Source organism: Sphingopyxis sp. GW821-FHT12C06 (assembly GCF_058807415.1).
In genome coordinates this window covers 17,651-34,959 of sequence record NZ_JBXAQR010000001.1, presented here as the reverse complement: position 1 = coordinate 34,959, position 17,309 = coordinate 17,651, and the positions used below count along the sequence as shown (strand labels likewise).

Below are 17,309 nucleotides of genomic sequence, written 5' to 3'. Positions count from 1 at the left end.
GAAGCGGACATTCGCTGTCCCTGTAGCGTTAAGGTGACGCGAAAGCGGATGCGGGAGTGAGACGCCTCTGAAACGCCCGGCATGACGGGCCTTCAGTCGGTTTGGTCGCCATAAAGCTTCATCAATTTGTACAGATAGTCGCGGCTCTCAAAGAGAGTCGTCACCCGTATTCGCTCGTTCAGGCCATGCACGCCGTTTGAATCCGGGTCCGCAAAAAAGCCCTGGATGCCATATGTCGGAATACCGACTGCGCCAAGATAAGCGCCGTCGGTGGCACCCGCCAGCATCATCCTTAATTGCGGAATGCCCGGCCACATTTTGCTGGCCAGTGCTTCGGCAGGTCCGAGCACTTTGGGATCGAGCGGCGGCGGCGGAATGGCGCCCTTTCTGTTTGCATGGAGTGTGAAGGTCACCCCTGGATTATCAACCACTTGTTCGAGGTCTGCCTTAACTTCGACGGGTGAAACGCCCGGAAACAGGCGGCAATTCACCGTGGCCCGGGCACGTTGCGGCAGGGCATTCACCGCATGACCCGCGTCGAGCTGGGTCGGGATGCAGGTCGTATGCAAAATGGAATTGAAACCGGGATCGCGCTCCAGCAACGCGCGCGCAGCCGCGTCCTGCGGATTTTTCAGCAAAGCGGCGATCGCACCGCGCTGTTCGGGCGGGGCCGTCTTGGCGCGGCGCGTGAAGAAATCGCGCGTCGTGTCATTGAAGGTCACCGGAAACTGGAAGCGCTGTATGCGCCACAACGCATCGACAAGATCATAGATCGCATTGTCGGGGCGCGGGATCGAGCTATGCCCGCCGCGGTTCACCGTTTCCAGGGTGAAGGTCGCGACCAGCTTTTCGCCGACCGAGATCGCCTGGTAGAGCCGCTTGCCGTCGGCGTCCATCTGACCGAAACCGCCCTCGTTCACCGCAAAGGCCGCATCGATGAGGTCGCGTTTATGCTCGGCCAGATAGGCGGCGCCATTGAACGGGGCGTTGCTCTCTTCGCCGCAGGTCAGGGCAAGCTTGATCGTCCGGCGCGGCTGATAGCCTTCCTGCTTGTACCGGATCAGCATATCGACGCCGACCGCGGCCATCGCCTTGTCATCGACCGTGCCCCGCCCGTAAAAATAGCCATCCTCTTCGATCAGGGTAAAGGGATCGCGCGTCCAATCCTCGCGCTTGGCCTCGACGACATCTAGGTGCGCGAGCATCAGGACGGCCTTGGCCTTGGGATCGCTCCCGGGATAAGTGACGACTAGCCCGCCGCCCTGGGGATAATCGGGATGGACGAACGGGTGTAGGTCAGCATCGGGAATGCCGGCCGCGCGCAGGTGCGTCGCCATGCGCTCCGCCGCTAAGGTGCAACTGCCCGTCGATAGCGTGGTATTGGTTTCGACAAGCTCTTTGTAAATGGTGCGGAATTTGGCTTCACCCGGATACGGGCCGGCCGACTGAGCATTCGCCTGCGGCGCCACCCCCAGCAAGAGAGCCAGAAGATAAGCTTTGCGTCGCATATGAATGCCTCCCATTTGAACCGAGCTTGCCTGACAGGATTTCATGATCGAGCCGATCGCCAAAAACCGCCTTCCCGCATTGGGGTGAGTTCATCGAGGGCCGCCTACCTCGTGTCCATGGAATGCAGTCCGCCGAAATCCTGATTAGCTTAGCAAGCTAAGCATTTAACATGCAAAGATCGTCGGACGGTGTCAAGCGAGGGCAGCTCCACCTTGGAAAAAATGAAATTTATCACTTCTTTGCAATATATTATGTCCGAAATCGGTCGAAGCCGCCTTTTTTTCAAACATTCTGGACAAGGACAATCTCTTAGCATACGAAGCATTATTGGTTAGCTTGCTAAGCTTTCCAAAATAAAAACCGGCACCCTTAATGGGTGGAAGGGACGGAGAGGATCCAGATGTCATTATATTTCACAGGCAAGCTTTTGGCAGGCGCCGCAATCTTTGCGCTGGTGCCCGTGCTGGCGTCGTCGGCGGCGGCGCAAACCAGCGACGACGGCGCCGAAACGGCGGGAACCAACGGCGAAATCATCGTGACCGCGCAAAAGCGCGAACAAAATCTGCAGGACGTGCCAATCTCCATGGCGGTGGTCGGCGGCGAGATGATCGACGCATTCCATGCCAATGATTTCAAGCAGATCATGAACTATGTCCCAAACGTCTTCGTCCAGTCGACGGCCGGAAACGACGTGATCTATATTCGCGGGTTCGGTTCACCGCCGGCAAATTTCGGCTTCGACCAGTCGGTCAGCCTCTATGTCGATGGCGTCTATGCCGGGCGATCGCGCCAGGCGCAGGCTCCCTTCTTCGATCTCGGCCGGGTCGAGGTTCTCCGCGGCCCGCAGGGTGCCTTGTTCGGCAAGAACACTGCCGCAGGCGCCGTCAGCGTCGTCTCGGCGGCGCCCACCCGCCATGTCGAAGGCTCGCTGAACCTCCTCTACAATTTCGATTTCAAGGGCGTCGATGTCTCGGGCTATGTGTCCGGACCCGTCACCGACACGCTGAGCGCACGCTTCGCTTATAAGATCGTCCAGCAGGACGGCTATATGCACAATCTGGCAACCGACCATGCCGATGGCGAACAGCGGCAAAAGCTCGCGCGCCTGACGGTGAAGTGGGAGCCGTCCGACAGTTTCGATTACACGACCAAGCTCGAATATGTCGATCGTGACATTTACGGCGGCATCACGGTCGCCAGCCCGCTGACCACGCGTCAGCAGCCGCGCCTTACCCGCTATGTGACCCAGACCGACCTTGGCCGCGAAGGCTCGCACACCGAATCGGTGATGGCGACCGGCACCGGAAACCTGTCGCTGGGCGATTTCACGCTGACCTCGGTGACCGGCTATTCCTGGTTCAAGGCGAATACGATCAATGGTTTCGATCAGACCATTCCGGGTGGCGGCTATACCCCCAACACCACAGCCAACAGCTATCCCGAGCGTTTCGACCAACTCTCGCAAGAAATCCGGCTGTTGTCGCCGACCGGCGGCACGCTGGAATATGTCGTGGGCGCCTATTACGATAAATCCAATTATACACTGATCACCAACTCGCGCTTCAACCGGACGCAACTCAACTATGTCGCGTCGCAGCAGAGCCGGTTCGAGCAGGAGGCCGAATCCTATTCGGTCTTCGGCCAGGCGACACTTCGCGCCACCGAGGCGCTTCGCCTGATCGGCAGCCTGCGCTATTCACACACAAGCAAGGATGCGACCTATGCCGCGCGCCTCGTTTCGGGGCCATATCCGACACGCCCGATGACCAACGCTGTTGGGAGCCTGAGCGAAGAGAATCTCGATCCGTCCGCCACCGTGCAATTTGATGTGGCGCCCAAGGTCATGGTCTATGCGACCTTCGGCAAGGGGTCGAAATCGGGTGGCTTCGTCAGCAACACCTATGGCACGGTTGATGAGACATTCAAATTCAAGCCCGAACGCTCGACCAACTATGAAATCGGCCTGAAATCCACCTTGTTCGACCGCCTGCTCGACCTCAATATCTCGTTGTACAATACCAAGTTCGATAATCTCCAGGTGTCATTTTATGACGCACAGATTTCGTCCTACAGAACGGGGAATGCCGCAAGCGCCTCTTCCAAGGGCGTCGAAGCCTCTATCGCCATCCGGCCGAGCAGCCAGTTCGATATCACCGCATCCGGGGCATATCAGGACATCAAATATGATGATTTCCTCGGGGCACCCTGCCTGGCGTCGCAGCCGATCGACGTCTGCAACCCGGCCGTTCCTGCGAGTGTAGAAGCCAACAACCTCAAGGGCTACTCACCGCCGTTCGCGTCGAAATTCAGCGGAAATGTCCAGGTCCATTGGGGCTCCTCGCTCTCCGATACGTTAAACCTAGACACGACGGCGATCGTCACCGCGCGGTCCAAATTCTTCAACGCCGACAATCAAAGCCCCGTTTATGGCGTCCAAAATGGCTATGCGAAAATCGACGCGCGGGTCGAGCTCTCGGACGCCGATAGCGGCTGGCACCTTGCCGTCATTGGCAAGAATTTGACGAACAAGCTCACCACCGGCAGCGCATTCCCGCTCACGACGCCGACAACGACCGTTTCGCGTGCGATCCTCTATGTCGAAGCACCGCGCAGCATTTCGGTGGAGGCCGGCTTCAAATTCTAACCCGCCTGGGCGGCGGCGTGGCCGGTGCGAACGCAGGTTCGCACCGGCCACGCCGTTGTATTTTGGCCGACTGTTCCTTCAATCGGTTTTCAGGCAAGCTATGCGGAAGTCGGCAATCGAAAGGCCGGGCATCAGGCCTCGTTCCGGCGACAACGAACGGCAGGTTTCGGGCAGCCGTTGTAGAGCTGGCTACGACTTAGATCGGGTGCAAAGCGGACGCTGATTACCTCATCCCCTTCGTCCGTCCGTTTGCAATTTCCTCCGAGATCATTCGGTAGCTTTGCAGCAAAAGGCCGATGTTTTTCGCTTCTTTCCAAAGGGCGGTTCGAATTTCCTCCACGAAGCGGAGCCATTTCTTTCCAAACGCACGAAAGGCTACGCCAAGGCACCCTAGCTTTGCGTATCCAGCGGCTCAATGAGCCCCCAACATTATCAATCGGCGCCGGAAAGCAATGCCAATCTTGCTCACAGATAAACTGTCGTACTTTGCCTCCCCCTTCAAAGGCAAAATCGATCAAGCGTACCTGAGAGTAGGAATACAAGCGTTGGGAAACATTAGGCAACACTCCCCAACCTTCCAGCCGGGTGTTTGGCGATGGCGCCTTGCCGAGATCGCGCGGCGGCGACCGATTTAGGGCGATTGCAGGCAAGCGACTTTTGGAACGGTACTGCAGACGCATCAGCAACCTATTGCCGATGGATCCAGCCTGCATCGCGCGCTTTGCGTTCACTTCCAGCGTCGAGCGCTTCACGTCCCATCATTCCTGCTACCACGCCAGCGAGTTCGCCTGACGAGGCCTGCCGATAGTCACCGCTTGCCTGGCCCCGCAACGTCCGCTCGAGCTGCCAGTATCCACCTTCGCGACAACCGATACCATCGAGCGTGCCGCTTTCGAAGCTGCGACAATAGCGACCAGCCCTGTCCTCGAAGCTAAGGCCAATTTGCACCGCGGCGTCGGCGGGCTGATTCGAGGCGAGCTGCGTGTCGAGCGCCTTGGCGAGTGGTCCCGCCGCAATCAGCACACCATTATCCGTTGCCACGTCGGCGGCGGGCATCCACGGGCGCAGTCCGATCATCAGGCCGAGCGCCAGCGAGGCGGCGATAGCGCCCCAGTGAATGCCGCTGAAGCGTGCGCGTTTCGCCGCGCGGCGACCGGCAAGGCTGGTATCGACCTTGTCATCGACGGCAAGCAGCGACCGGAGCCGTTCGGGAACGGCCTCTTGTGCAACAGGCCCGTAATGCGCTGTCAGCTGTGCCTTCAGCGTTCGGTGTCGTGAGATCTCCGCCGCAAGCACCGCGTCCGTCTCGGCCTCACGCTCGATCCGTCGCACCGTCAGGTCGTCGAGTTCGCCATCGACGAAGGCGGCGACGGTTGCAGGGTCAAAGCTCATGCCGCTTCTCCCAGATAAAGCATCAACGTCTCGCGCCCGCGTGCAAGGCGTGAGGTAACCGTGCCGATCGGCACACCGAGTATGTCCGCTGCCTCGCGATAGGCATAGCCTTCGACGAGTATGAGCATCACGACCTCGCGTTGTTCGTCGGGAAGCCGCGCCATCGCGCCGTCGACATCACCGCGCAGCCCCCCTGCCTCCACCTCGGCGGTGCCGTCGCCCGCGAGTTGCGTGACCGCATCGTCGATCGGTGTATGAATGCCGCGCCGGCCTGCGGCACGGCGCTCGTCGATCCAGAGATTACGAGTGATACGGTACATCCAGCTATCCAGCCTCGTTCCTTGTTGCCACTGGTCACGCGATTTCAGCGCGCGTTCGATCGCGGCCTGGCACAAATCGTCGGCGTCGCTCGCATCGCGAACCAACCCGCGCGCAAACCGGCGCAGGCGCGGTAGCAATTCGACCAGTTCCTCTTCGAAGCGCATATCCGCCTTTTCGCCATGTCCGAGGAAGAAACGACGCCGCTCTATCGTTTCTTCCGCAGCATGCTAAATTTTTGGGACGTGGCCGGTTCGCTGTCTGCCAATCTGGTCGGTACAAGGAATTTCGATGCGCGTTTTGATCGCCCTGATGCTGACGATTCCCCTTCCGTTCACCGTTATGGCTGATCGCGCCATCGCGCAGGTCGCGCTGCCGCCACTCCAGCTTCCCGATGCCGCGCGCACCCTGCCATCGCTGCCGAGTGTCGGCGCCGAACCGTTGATAGCCGTAGGCGACACGCTCGCACAGATACGGCTCGACCGGCTCACCACACTGCTGCGCAACAACCGCGAGCGCATCGAGCCCGACCGCGAAGGGCAACCTGCGGTGCGCGGTATTCTCGTCGCGGCAGGCGTCGACGACGCGATGATCGCATGCGCGGCGAAGGACGGGTTCCGGCTGGTCGATCGTGATCGTATCGGAGGCCTTGACCTCGACATCGCTCGTTTCGGGGTTCCCGAGGGAGCCAGCCTTGGCCGCGCACAAAAGCAACTCGCCAAGCTGCTTCCCGGCGCCGAAGTCGATGCCGACCATATCTATTTCGCGAGCGGTCCGGGCGGGGCGCTGCCTACCGCTGCCCTAGCGACCGTCGCGTCGGCGGGAAAAGCATCGCTCGGCCTGATCGACGGGGGCGTTGCCGCGCATTCGTCGGTCGCTGGCCGCGTCGAGCAGCACGGCTTCGCCGCTGGCGCGCCTTATGCCAGCCGTCACGGCACCGCGATCGCCTCGCTGCTGATCGGAAACAGCCCGGTGCGCGGTTCAGCGCCAGGGCAGAATCTTCTCGCCGCCGACGTCTATGGTTCAGATCCGGCGGGCGGCAACGCAAGCGCCATCGCGCGCGCGCTCGGCTGGCTGGTTCAGCGCGGTGTCGCAGTGACGACGATCGGCCTCGTCGGGCCCGATAACAAGCTACTGGCGGCCGCCGTCGCACGCGCGCAGCAGCGCGGCATGCTGATCGTCGCGGCGGTCGGCAATGACGGCCCAGCGGCTCCTCCCGCTTACCCTGCATCTTATAAAGGCGTGTTCGCGGTGACCGGCGTCGATGCGAAGGATCGCGCGTTGCCCGAGGCAGGCCGCGCACTCCACGTCGACTTCGCCGCACCGGGCGACGCCGTGCTCGCGGCGACAGGTGCGGACACGACCGACCGCCTGCGCGGCACATCTTTCGCCGCGCCGCTCGTCGCCGGGCGCCTCGCGCTCCGCTATCCGGCGCCGGCGATCGGCCGGATCGGACCAGCGGTTTCCGCGCTGGTCTTCGAAGCGCGCGACCTTGGCAAAAAGGGCCGCGACAAAGTCTACGGCCAGGGGTTGATTTGCGAGGATTGCGGCGGCCGCTGATCCATCCGGGATTATTCTTCGGAAGAAATTCGAACACGCCATCGTTCTTCCTTCAGGCCCACCCCTCCGGGCCGCAAGACTAAGGAGAAGGACAATGGCACATCGCATTTTCATCTCGGCTCTCGTGCTCGCTGCGACGGCCATGGCATTTTCAAGCCCCGCCTCAGCACAGCTGCTCGGCGGCAGCGGCGGATTGGGCGGCGGCCTCGGCGGAACGCTGGGCGGCACGCTCGACATTCCGGCCGGGCCGATCGGCGGCACCCTCAGCACCGCCGGCGATATAACCGGTTCGGGGCGCAGCGACGCCAATGTCGACCGCCGCTCGGGCCGTGTCCGGGGCGAGGGCAGCGCAAATGCGAATGGCAATGCCGGTCTGCTCGGCAGCGCAATCGGCGGCGGCGCCAATGGCTCGGGCGGTGCCTCGGGAAGTGGCAGCCTCGACGCGCAGGCCGTCGGTACCGATTTCATGGGCCAGACCGCTCGCGACGCCGTCGGGACCACGCAGGGCACCGCCTCGACAATGGCTGGAACGGCAAGGGGCGCAGCCGGCAATGTTCGCGATCAGGCCAGCGGTACGCTTTCAGGCGCCTCAGGCACCGCCAGCGGCGCTGGCTCGGCGGCCGACAGTTTCCAAGGCAGTCTTGGCCAACTCGCCGCCGCCGGCAGCGGCGCAGCCAGTGGCAACGGCATGTTCGCGGTGGCTCCCGGCATGCCCGTCACCGATCAGCGCGGCAAGGTGATCGGCCATGTCCAGGAATTGCGCCAGACCGGCCGCGGCGTCGTACAGGCGGTGACGGTCGAGGTCGGCAATCGCGTGGCGACACTGCCCGCTGCCAGCTTTGCCGGCTCGGGCTATGCCCTCGTGACCGGCATGAACAAAGGCCAGCTCAAGAAGGCCGCAGAGCAGCAGGACAGCAGCGAATAACTGATCAAAGGGGTGATCGGCGGCGGCGCCCCAAAAAAATGACGCCGATCGATCACTGGGCGGACTGCGATGCGGTTCGCCCGTTTTGTTGCCCGCAGAAATCGGTTGTGTGCCGCGTTCTGGATGTCCGGTTTTGAACAGGAAGTGAGGTTGCGGTGACCAAGCGTTTCAGTGCCGCAAATTGTTATAGCACCCAAATTCTCTCGAGTACCTGTCGAAACGCTCCGTTTCAGGCCTGTATACCGACAGTGCATATGCCGTAGCTGGTCACTAGCAGTCAGGCAGCTTTCAGAGGAAAATTGGAAAAGCGGCTCTGAACCAGCCAAGGCTGCATTTTCGAGCGGCCCTGTGGCGCGTATCGCGCAACGCAATGCGCTGGCCGTCGGGTACAAGAAGTCAAAATACTTCAGGTGATGACAGCTGAATCGAACTGTCGAACTTGGCCGGTAGCATCACGCTCTTGGCCCGCAAACGCGCGAGGCGGGCCTGTCTGTTACGTCATGATTTTCAGCCTGAGCCGGCGAATCCCAAACTTATCGCTTTACCTCAACCTGAGTTGAGATTTTATAGGAGGGCTCCCTGATTCGCGCATGGGAGCGTAGCTTGTACAAACTCAACAAAATAACGGGCCGTCTAGCCCGTAGGCATGCGCCTGGAGAGCCGTGCGAACGGCAGCCTCATCCAGCTCGCGGACCGGCCCGCCGTCAACCCATCGTCAGCCGTGCCGTGCACTCCGCAAGAGATGAGCGCGGAGATCTGCGCCGACTTTTCATCGAGCCGGGATCTCAGCCTGACACAAGAGTGGTCTAGCAGCGCTTCCATCCGGGAAGCGAGCACCTTGGCTCGCTCCAGCACAACCAATCATCATTCGCAACATTACCGACCACCGGTCGGTTTCTGAGAGGCCCCCATGTCGTCTTCCGAATACTCCCCCAAATCTCCACCCCCTCGCGCACTCCGCTGGCGTCCGATCTTGCTGGTGGGTGCCAGCCTCCTCCTTCTGATCGGCGGTCTCTATGCTTGGCGATCGGCGCGGACTGCCGAAAATGCACCAAGCCAGACGCCGCCGGTGCCGGTGGCCACGGCCATCGTCACCCCGACCGATGTGCCCGCGGCGCTGGAGGCGATCGGCTCGCTCCGCGCCGTTCGCGAAGTCGTGCTGGCCCCCGAAGTAGCGGGGCGCGTGACCGCGATCCGGTTTGCTGCCGGCGCACAGGTAGGCGCGGGCCAGTTGCTTGTGCAGCTGTTTGACGCGCCCGAACGCGCGGATCGCGCAGCAGCAAAAGCCAAGGCCGATTTTTCGGGGCTTCAACTTGCACGCTCGCGCGAACTGGAACCCTCGGGCGCGGAGCCGCGCGAACTGCTCGAACAGCGGCGCGCCGAGCAGGCGCAGGCGCAGGCGGCGGTTCGGCAAATCGACGCGCGGATCGTGCAGAAGCAACTGCGCGCGCCCTTCGCCGGAACGCTCGGCGTGCGACAGGTCAATCTCGGCCAATATCTCAACCCCGGGGATCCGGTCGCGACGCTGACCGCGCTCGACAGCCTCTATGTCGATTTCGCGGTGCCGCAGCAGGACTTCTCCCGGCTGAAGCCCGGCGCGATCGTCGACATCCTGTCGGACGCATGGCCCGACCGGCGCTTTACGGCGCGGGTTACCGCGATCGAGCCGCACGTCGGCAAGGATACGCGCAATGTGATGGTGCAGGCGACCCTGCCCAATCCGGGCGCTGCGCTGCGTCCCGGCATGTATGTGACGGCGCGCCTTGCCCTGCCACCGATCGCCGGTGCGCTGATCGTCCCGACTTCCGCGATCCAGACGTCGGCATCGGGCGACAGCATCACCCGCGTGAAGATGGGCAAGGACGGCCGCGGCGGCAAGGCCGAGATCGTTCCCGTTACGACCGGCCGCCGCTTTGGCGACAAGGTGGTCGTGACCAGCGGCCTCAAGGTCGGCGATGTCGTCGTGACCAGCGGCCAGCTTCGCGTCCAGCCCGGCGCGCCCGTTACACTCGCGCCCGCTCGCCCGGCGCAGCGCAAGGGAGCGCGCTGAGATGGCTTTTACCGACATTTTCATCCGTCGCCCGATTCTGGCGGTGGTCGTCAGCCTGTTGATCCTGCTCGTCGGCGGCGCGGCGCTTTTTTCGCTGCCCGTGCGCGAATATCCGAACATGGAAAGCGCGACGATCGTCGTCGACACCGGCTATCCCGGCGCCACGCAGGACGTGATGCAGGGTTTCGTCACCACGCCGATCGCGCAGGCGATCGCGACCGCCAACGGCATCGACTATCTCACCTCCACCTCGACCCTCGGCAAAAGCCAGGTGAAGGCCAAGCTGGTGCTGAACGCCGACGCCGACCGTGCGATGACCGAGATATTGGCGAAGGTGCAGCAGGTGAAATATCGCCTGCCCGCCGGGGCCAATGATCCCGTGATCACGAAAATGACCGACGGCGCATCGGCCGTGCAATATGTAGCTTTCGTCAGCGACACACTGCCCGTCCCGCAAATCACCGACTTCGCCACGCGCATCGCGCAGCCGCTGATTACCGCAGTTCCGGGGGTCGCATCGGCGGAAATCAGCGGCGGACAGACGCTGGCAATGCGCGTGTGGATCGATCCCGTGCGCCTCGCTGCGCGTGGACTGTCGGCAAGCGATCTTGCTGCGGCGCTGCGGGCGAACAACGTCCAGTCTGCCCCGGGGCGTCTGAAGGGCACCGACACCGCAATCAACATCACCGCCGGTACCGACCTGCGCGACCTCGACGCCTTTCGCCAGATGGTCGTGAAGCGCGTCGACGGCGGCATCGTCAAACTCGGCGACGTCGCGACCGTCGAGATTGGCGGGCAAAATTATGACAGCAACGCGATGAGCTCGGGCCGGCGCGCGGTGTCCATCGCCATCACCCCCACGCCCGACGGCAATCCGCTCGAGATCGTCAAAGCGGTCAAGGCGCTGATCCCTGACATGCAGCGCGTTGCTCCCCCGAGCGTCGAGGTCGTCAGCCAGTTCGACGTCGCACATTTCGTCAACGCCTCGATCGAAGAGGTCAGCCATACGCTGGTCGAAGCGATCGTGATCGTCGTCATCGTCATCTTCCTGTTCCTCGGTTCGCTGCGCGCGGTGCTGATCCCGGTCGTGACGATCCCCCTTTCGCTGGTCGGCACCGCCGCGCTGATGCTGGCCTTCGGCTTTTCGCTGAACCTGCTGACGCTGCTCGCGATGGTGCTGGCGATCGGGCTGGTCGTCGACGATGCGATCGTCGTGGTCGAAAATATCCACCGCCATATCGAGGAAGGCCTGTCCCCGGTCCGCGCCGCGCTGTTGGGTGCGCGCGAAATTGTCGGGCCAGTCATCGGCATGACGCTGACGCTCGCCGCCGTCTATGCGCCGATCGGGCTGATGGGCGGACTGACCGGCGCGTTGTTCCGCGAATTCGCCTTCACCCTCGCCGGATCGGTCGTGGTGTCGGGGGTTGTCGCGCTGACGCTGTCGCCGATGATGAGCAGCCTGTTGCTCAACAGCCAGATGAACGAGGGCAAGCTGTCGCGTGCGATCGAGCATAATATGCAGCGCGCGACCGACAGATACGGCCGCCTGCTCGGTGCGACGCTGGCCGCCCGGCCGGCGGTGCTGTTGGTCGGCGCGGTGGTCATGGGCGCGATCGTGATCCTGTTTACCGGCGCGCAGCGCGAGCTCGCGCCACAGGAAGACCAGGGCTATGTCTTCGTCCAGACCAAGGCACCGCAATATGCCAATGTCGATTACACGACCCGCTATGCCCATGAGGTCGAGCAGATGTTCCGCGGGCTTCCCGAATATGTGAGCAGCTGGTTCGACAATGGCACCGACGGCCTCAACAACGGCTTTGGCGGCGTCATCCTGAAGGAGTGGGACGAGCGCGAGCGCGGCGCCGATGCGGTCCAGGCCGAACTCAACGCCAAGGGTTCGGGCGTCACCGGCGTCTACGCCGCCGCCTTCCAGGCCCCCGCCCTTCCCGCGTCGAGCGGCGGCTTGCCGGTGCAGATGGTCATCCGGTCATCGGACGACTTCACCACCCTCTATGCCGCGCTGGAAAAGGTAAAGGGCGCCGCGTGGCAAAGCGGTCTGTTCGCCTTCGTCGACAGCGACCTCGCTTTCGACAGCCCCGAAGCGCGGATCAGCATCGATCGCGCCAAGGCGGGCGAAATGGGGATCACGATGGAAGCGGTCGCGGACACGCTGGCGACGATGGTCGGCGAAAATTACGTCAACCGCTTCAACTGGCACGACCGCTCCTACGACGTCATCGCACAGGTTCCGGCGGGGAAGCGGCTGACGCCAGACAATCTCGGCCAATATCATATCAAGACCGCATCGGGCGCGCTGGTACCGCTGTCGACGGTAACGAAGGTGGAGATGCGTCCGGAGGCCAATCGTCTGTCGCAGTTCAACCAGATGAATTCGGCGACGCTTTCGGCGATCCTCGCCCCCGGCGTGACGATGGGACAGGCGGTCGATTTCCTGAAGAGCCAGCCGCTGCCCGCCGGAACCAGCGTCGACTGGCTTTCGGACAGCCGCCAATATGTAACCGAAGGCGACCGGCTGACGATATCGTTCGGCTTTGCGCTGATCGTGATCTTCCTCGTGCTCGCGGCCCAGTTTGAAAGCTTCCGCGATCCGCTGGTGATCCTCGTCACCGTGCCGCTGGCGATATGCGGGGCGCTGGTGCCGCTGTGGCTGGGTTATGCGACGCTCAACATCTATACCCAGATCGGACTGGTGACGCTGATCGGCCTGATCTCCAAACATGGTATCCTGATGGTGTCCTTCGCCAATCAGATCCAGAAGCACGAAGGGCTCGACCGGATCGCGGCGATCCGCAAATCGGCGGCGGTGCGGATGCGGCCGGTGCTGATGACCACCGCGGCGATGGTCGCGGGCCTCGTCCCCTTGCTCTTCGCCAACGGCGCCGGCGCCTCCAGCCGCTTCGCCATCGGCATCGTCGTCGTGATGGGGATGCTGATCGGTACGATGTTCACCCTCTTCGTCCTTCCCACCGTTTACAGCCTGATCGCCAGGGATCATCGCGCGGCGTCGCACAGCGCGCGCGAAGCCGAACTGGCGCAAGCGGAGATCGCATATGCGTAAGCTCGTCCTCCTCCTCTCCCTGTCCACCGCCGGCTGCGCCGTCGGCCCCCATTATGAACCGCCGCAGATGGAGGTGAAATCGGCGGGCGCGTACATAACCGAAGCACATGGCGTCGACGGCACGGCCGCGCTGCCCGATCATTGGTGGCGGCTCTATGACGACCCCGTCCTCGACGGGCTGGTCGAGCGCGCACTCGCCGCCAACACCGATCTGCGCGTCGCGGGTGCCAATCTTGCAAAGGCGCAGGCCGTGCTGGGCGAAACGCGCGCCGGGCGGCTTCCGTCCACGGATCTCAGCGGTGGCACCAGCTATGGCAGCGCCGCGGGCAGCTCGCCGCAGTCCGCCGGCGACAAGCAATGGACGCACAGCGGCGGACTCGCCCTGTCGTGGGAAGTCGATCTGTTCGGCCGCGTCGGCCGTGCGATCGGCGCCGCGCGCGCCGATGTGGAGGCGGTCGAGGCCGTCCGCGACGCCGTGCGCGTCACCGTCGCCGCCGAAACCGCGCGCGCCTATGGCGACGCCTGTGCCTTTGGCGCCTCGGCGATGATCGCCCGTACATCGCTTGCGACGGCCGAGGACAGCCTGCGGATCGTCACCGCCCAGCAACGGGCCGGGTCGGCCGGACGGCTGGAGGTCGAACGGGCCGCGGGTGCGGTTGCGACCGCGCGCGCCGCCATCCCGGCGCTCGATGGCCAACGCCGCGTCGCGCTGCTGGAACTCGCGGCTTTGCTCGGCGGCCAGCCGGGTGATGTGTCGATCGAGGTGCAAAACTGCACCATTGCCCCTGCCCCGATGACAACGCTCCCGATTGGCGACGGCAATGCGCTGCTCCGCCGCCGCCCCGATCTGCGCGAGGCCGAGCGCCGCCTGGCCGCCGACACCGCCCGGATCGGCGTCGCGACGGCCGATCTCTATCCACGCATCCAATTGGGCGCGAACGGCAATTTCCTGCGCAACGACGACACGAAAGGCAGCGACAGCTTCAGCTTTTCATTGGGGCCGCTGCTGTCGTGGAGCTTTCCCAATATCGCCGTCGCCCGGTCGCGGGTCAAACAAGCGGAGGCGCAGGGCGACGCATCGCTCGCGACGTTCGACGGCAAGGTGATCGGCGCGCTCAAGGAAGTCGAACAGGCCCTGGCCCGATATGATGCCGGGCAGCAGCGCCACGCAGCACTGACTGAAGCGCGCGACCGGGCGCAGACCACCTATGTTCTGGCACAGGCGCGCTATCGTGCGGGATCGGTGTCGCTGCTCGATACCGTCGTCGCGCAGCAATCGCTGATCGAGGCTCGCGCGACACTGGCGACGTCGCAGCAGCAGCTGGGGTCGGCACGGATCGATTTGTTCAAGGCACTGGGCGGCGGCTGGAGCTGAAAACCTGAACCAAGCCGAATATCTGTCGCGCACCTTCCTTCGCGGCAGATATTCGGCGTTCCCGCGCATCGTCCCGTTCCTTGCCCGATGACCCGGTTTCATCGGATGAAATATGTCATTCCGATCTCGCTGGTTTTTTGAGATTTATAAACAGGCCCAGGCATCCCCGACATTCATCTGACGCTGTCGGCGTGCGCTGCGGGCAACGACATCAGGCCCACGCTTGCGCCGCGCGACATCGCTACATTGCCGCCCGGTGCCGTAGCAGCTCGCCATCTTTCCATCGCCATTCAGCCCTTGTCCGATACGCCGGCCATGGGGTCGTCCGCCAGTATCTCGGACGTGACGACGCTCATGAGCAGCGCCACCAAAATCAGTGCGCTCAAGATACCCAGCCCTGGCCAACCCCACGCGGCAACCGTCATCCCGCCAAGCGGGGGTCCGATCAACGCTCCGCCAGCCCCGAACTGCGTAATCAGCCCGTTGGCGGTCGCGATCCGTGGATCGCTTGATGTACGGGCACCGGCAAGCCCCGGCAATCGCGCGAACATCAACGCCGGGACGATGCCGCTAATCGCCACGGCTGACAGCGCCAATGCACTGCGCATCAAGATGGCATCATCGCTGTCCCGATAGAGAAGGAGCATAAGCGGCACGGTCAGCATAAGAGCAATGCTGGCAGCCCGTATCACGCTCCTCCTATGCAAATCGCCGTCGCGCATCAGCCTCACAGCCGCCACCATTCCCGGCAGCGCGGCGAGCGAGGTGAACGCCGCGGCCGTGGCGGCCTGACCGAGCGTCGCATCCGATTGCTCGATCAGAAAAGTCGGCAGGAGCATCGTCACCATGCTGATGAACACGGTGTAAAGGCCGAAACCCAATGTCGAGATCCAGGCTGCGACTTCGGGTAGTGCGGTCCGGTGTGTGCGGGATTCCGCAATCCGAATTCGCATGACGACCGGTATGGTGGCCGCGAGCAACACCGCCCACAGGAGCATCACTCCAGGCGCATCCGCGACTGTGAGCATAACACCGGTCAGTCCGCCGCCAACTGCGATACCGACCGGCACAAAGGTGCTCCAGAGTGCCAGCGCGCGCGGTCGGGACAGGTCGTCGGCAGTCGCCGCGATGGCGGTAGGTGCGGCAATGACCACGAGAAGATATCCAACGCCTTCAACCCCACGCGCGAAGAAGAGGACATGCAGGTCGGATGTAAGGCCTTCGACAGCGCTTGCGACCGCGAGCGTAACGACACCGATCAGCAGGAAACACCGCAATCCTGCCCGGGCCAGGACGAAGCTTGCGAGGAGGCCGAACAGCGCTCCTCCAACCTCCAGCAACGAGATGAGCCAGCCAAGCCCGGACAGCGACAGCCCCCATTCGGTACGCCAAAGCGGTGCAATGATCGACATCTTGGCGAATTGGGCGGCGGCCAAGATGCCGAGAAGCCAGAAAAGGACGATGCGATTCGGGGGGCGATCCATGCCGCGGGGCTAGTCGCCAGAAGCGTCTCCAGCCACGTATAAATTATGCGTCACGTTCATCCGACCGTTGTTGTGATCCGGCCAACCCGGCCGTCGGCCAACGGCACGGTTTCCCAAAGCATCACGCTTGGCATGACCTTGATGACATCGCTTTCGTTTTCACCGGTTTGGAAGCAAAGCTGCTTGAACGGCTGCTCGTACCAGCCAAGCGCCTCGAGGCCGGCTTCAGCCAGTACGATTTCGCGGCTGGCGAAGCGCCACAGCGATTTGCCGAGAAAGGCGTCCGCATTCTTGCCCCAGCTTGCGACGCGGGCAGGAGAGGCCGCGAGCAGCCGGTGGGTCGCATCGCACACCATGTGAACCGGCAAGCTCGACGTTTCGATCAATCGCTTCCATGCTCCATCTGCCGCATTGCCTGCATGGGCGGCAATCATCGCGGTGATGCGCTGGCGGTGCTCGGCCTCAGGCTCATGAACGCCGCTTTCCCAACGGGAAATCGTGGCCTGCGAGACATTGAAGAACTCCGCTGCATGACTTTGCTTGATTGCATTCAAGCGACGAAAGCGGCGCAGCGCCCTGCCTATGGGTAACTCTTTCAGCACCCCTCAATTATACGTTGAAACCGGCCCTCGTCCATCGTTCGAAGATTTGACGTGACCTAGCAATCGAAAATCTTCTGCTCAAAAAGCATCGCTGCGGATGGGGACAACGAATGAGATACCCGGCATCCGAGAAGGGGACGGTATCCAGCAACGGATCGTAGACATGGCGCTCGTGGCACCAGGCTGCGACAGTGCCGCTGTGCGGCCCTGGCGGAACTGGTCGTGCGCCGCTCCGGACCCTTTGCCTTGACTCCGGGAGAGATCGCTTCACCGCATTGCGCAGTTTCCCGCTACATGTGTCCCCGTCAGTATAAAAGAGCGAATTGCCCGCATTTCCTCGCCGGATCACAACAATGGAGCAAAGGAATTTC

General features: G+C 62.8%; 12 protein-coding genes. 7 read left to right on the top strand and 5 right to left on the bottom strand.

Going from position 1 to position 17,309, the window contains the following annotated elements:
* Positions 1-92: 92 nt before the first annotated feature.
* Positions 93-1,508, bottom strand: a complete 1,416-nt coding sequence (locus AC1RRJ_RS00125) for a M20/M25/M40 family metallo-hydrolase (RefSeq protein ID WP_493119657.1) — start codon at positions 1,506-1,508, stop codon at positions 93-95.
* 401 nt (positions 1,509-1,909) lie between these two features.
* Here AC1RRJ_RS00125 and AC1RRJ_RS00120 point away from each other — a divergent pair, with 401 nt between their 5' ends.
* A complete protein-coding gene (locus tag AC1RRJ_RS00120; RefSeq protein WP_493119656.1) occupies positions 1,910-4,153 on the top strand; it encodes a TonB-dependent receptor in 2,244 nt (747 codons plus the stop codon).
* Positions 4,154-4,840: 687 nt separating this feature from the next.
* Here AC1RRJ_RS00120 and AC1RRJ_RS00115 read toward each other — a convergent pair.
* Both AC1RRJ_RS00115 and AC1RRJ_RS00110 read right to left on the bottom strand, forming a co-directional pair.
* On the bottom strand, positions 4,841-5,545 hold the full coding sequence (locus tag AC1RRJ_RS00115; RefSeq protein WP_493119655.1) for an anti-sigma factor family protein: 705 nt from the start codon (positions 5,543-5,545) through the stop codon (positions 4,841-4,843).
* On the bottom strand, positions 5,542-6,030 hold the full coding sequence (locus tag AC1RRJ_RS00110; protein WP_493119654.1) for an RNA polymerase sigma factor: 489 nt from the start codon (positions 6,028-6,030) through the stop codon (positions 5,542-5,544). Before AC1RRJ_RS00110 ends, AC1RRJ_RS00115 begins: the two co-directional genes overlap by 4 nt.
* A 15-nt stretch (positions 6,031-6,045) precedes the next feature.
* Between AC1RRJ_RS00110 and AC1RRJ_RS00105 the strand changes: the two genes are divergently transcribed.
* From AC1RRJ_RS00105 to AC1RRJ_RS00080, 6 genes are all read left to right on the top strand, one after another.
* Complete coding sequence (locus AC1RRJ_RS00105; RefSeq protein WP_493119653.1) at positions 6,046-6,213, top strand: hypothetical protein; 168 nt, start codon at positions 6,046-6,048, stop codon at positions 6,211-6,213.
* Positions 6,206-7,423: a S8 family serine peptidase gene (locus AC1RRJ_RS00100; RefSeq protein WP_493119652.1), complete on the top strand. Its 1,218-nt coding sequence runs from the start codon at positions 6,206-6,208 to the stop codon at positions 7,421-7,423. Before AC1RRJ_RS00105 ends, AC1RRJ_RS00100 begins: the two co-directional genes overlap by 8 nt.
* A gap of 94 nt (positions 7,424-7,517) precedes the next feature.
* Complete coding sequence (locus AC1RRJ_RS00095) at positions 7,518-8,348, top strand: hypothetical protein (RefSeq protein WP_493119651.1); 831 nt, start codon at positions 7,518-7,520, stop codon at positions 8,346-8,348.
* Between the two features lie 979 nt (positions 8,349-9,327).
* Positions 9,328-10,398, top strand: coding sequence for an efflux RND transporter periplasmic adaptor subunit (locus tag AC1RRJ_RS00090; protein ID WP_493119650.1), 1,071 nt, complete (start codon positions 9,328-9,330; stop codon positions 10,396-10,398).
* Position 10,399: 1 nt separating this feature from the next.
* Complete coding sequence (locus AC1RRJ_RS00085; RefSeq protein WP_493119648.1) at positions 10,400-13,477, top strand: efflux RND transporter permease subunit; 3,078 nt, start codon at positions 10,400-10,402, stop codon at positions 13,475-13,477.
* Positions 13,470-14,852 carry an efflux transporter outer membrane subunit gene (locus AC1RRJ_RS00080; protein WP_493119647.1) on the top strand — a complete coding sequence of 461 codons (1,383 nt, stop codon included), beginning with the start codon at positions 13,470-13,472 and terminating at the stop codon, positions 14,850-14,852. Before AC1RRJ_RS00085 ends, AC1RRJ_RS00080 begins: the two co-directional genes overlap by 8 nt.
* A gap of 290 nt (positions 14,853-15,142) precedes the next feature.
* Here AC1RRJ_RS00080 and AC1RRJ_RS00075 read toward each other — a convergent pair whose 3' ends face one another.
* Entirely contained in the window at positions 15,143-16,336 is a 1,194-nt protein-coding gene (locus tag AC1RRJ_RS00075) for an MFS transporter (RefSeq protein ID WP_493119646.1), read from the bottom strand.
* 56 nt (positions 16,337-16,392) lie between these two features.
* Positions 16,393-16,938 (bottom strand): helix-turn-helix domain-containing protein, encoded by a 546-nt coding sequence (locus tag AC1RRJ_RS00070; protein WP_493119645.1) that lies wholly within the window; start codon positions 16,936-16,938, stop codon positions 16,393-16,395.
* Between the last annotated feature and the right edge of the window lie 371 nt (positions 16,939-17,309).

What these genes read in the sequence shown, in the direction of transcription:
- AC1RRJ_RS00095 (WP_493119651.1), top strand. Translation starts at nt 7,518, where the DNA reads ATGGCACATCGCATTTTCATCTCGGCTCTCGTGCTCGCTGCGACGGCC.
- AC1RRJ_RS00085 (WP_493119648.1), top strand. Translation starts at nt 10,400, where the DNA reads ATGGCTTTTACCGACATTTTCATCCGTCGCCCGATTCTGGCGGTGGTC.
- AC1RRJ_RS00120 (WP_493119656.1), top strand. Translation starts at nt 1,910, where the DNA reads ATGTCATTATATTTCACAGGCAAGCTTTTGGCAGGCGCCGCAATCTTT.
- AC1RRJ_RS00110 (WP_493119654.1), bottom strand. Translation starts at nt 6,030, where the DNA reads ATGCGCTTCGAAGAGGAACTGGTCGAATTGCTACCGCGCCTGCGCCGG.
- AC1RRJ_RS00100 (WP_493119652.1), top strand. Translation starts at nt 6,206, where the DNA reads ATGGCTGATCGCGCCATCGCGCAGGTCGCGCTGCCGCCACTCCAGCTT.
- AC1RRJ_RS00115 (WP_493119655.1), bottom strand. Translation starts at nt 5,545, where the DNA reads ATGAGCTTTGACCCTGCAACCGTCGCCGCCTTCGTCGATGGCGAACTC.
- AC1RRJ_RS00105 (WP_493119653.1), top strand. Translation starts at nt 6,046, where the DNA reads ATGTCCGAGGAAGAAACGACGCCGCTCTATCGTTTCTTCCGCAGCATG.
- AC1RRJ_RS00080 (WP_493119647.1), top strand. Translation starts at nt 13,470, where the DNA reads ATGCGTAAGCTCGTCCTCCTCCTCTCCCTGTCCACCGCCGGCTGCGCC.
- AC1RRJ_RS00125 (WP_493119657.1), bottom strand. Translation starts at nt 1,508, where the DNA reads ATGCGACGCAAAGCTTATCTTCTGGCTCTCTTGCTGGGGGTGGCGCCG.
- AC1RRJ_RS00075 (WP_493119646.1), bottom strand. Translation starts at nt 16,336, where the DNA reads ATGGATCGCCCCCCGAATCGCATCGTCCTTTTCTGGCTTCTCGGCATC.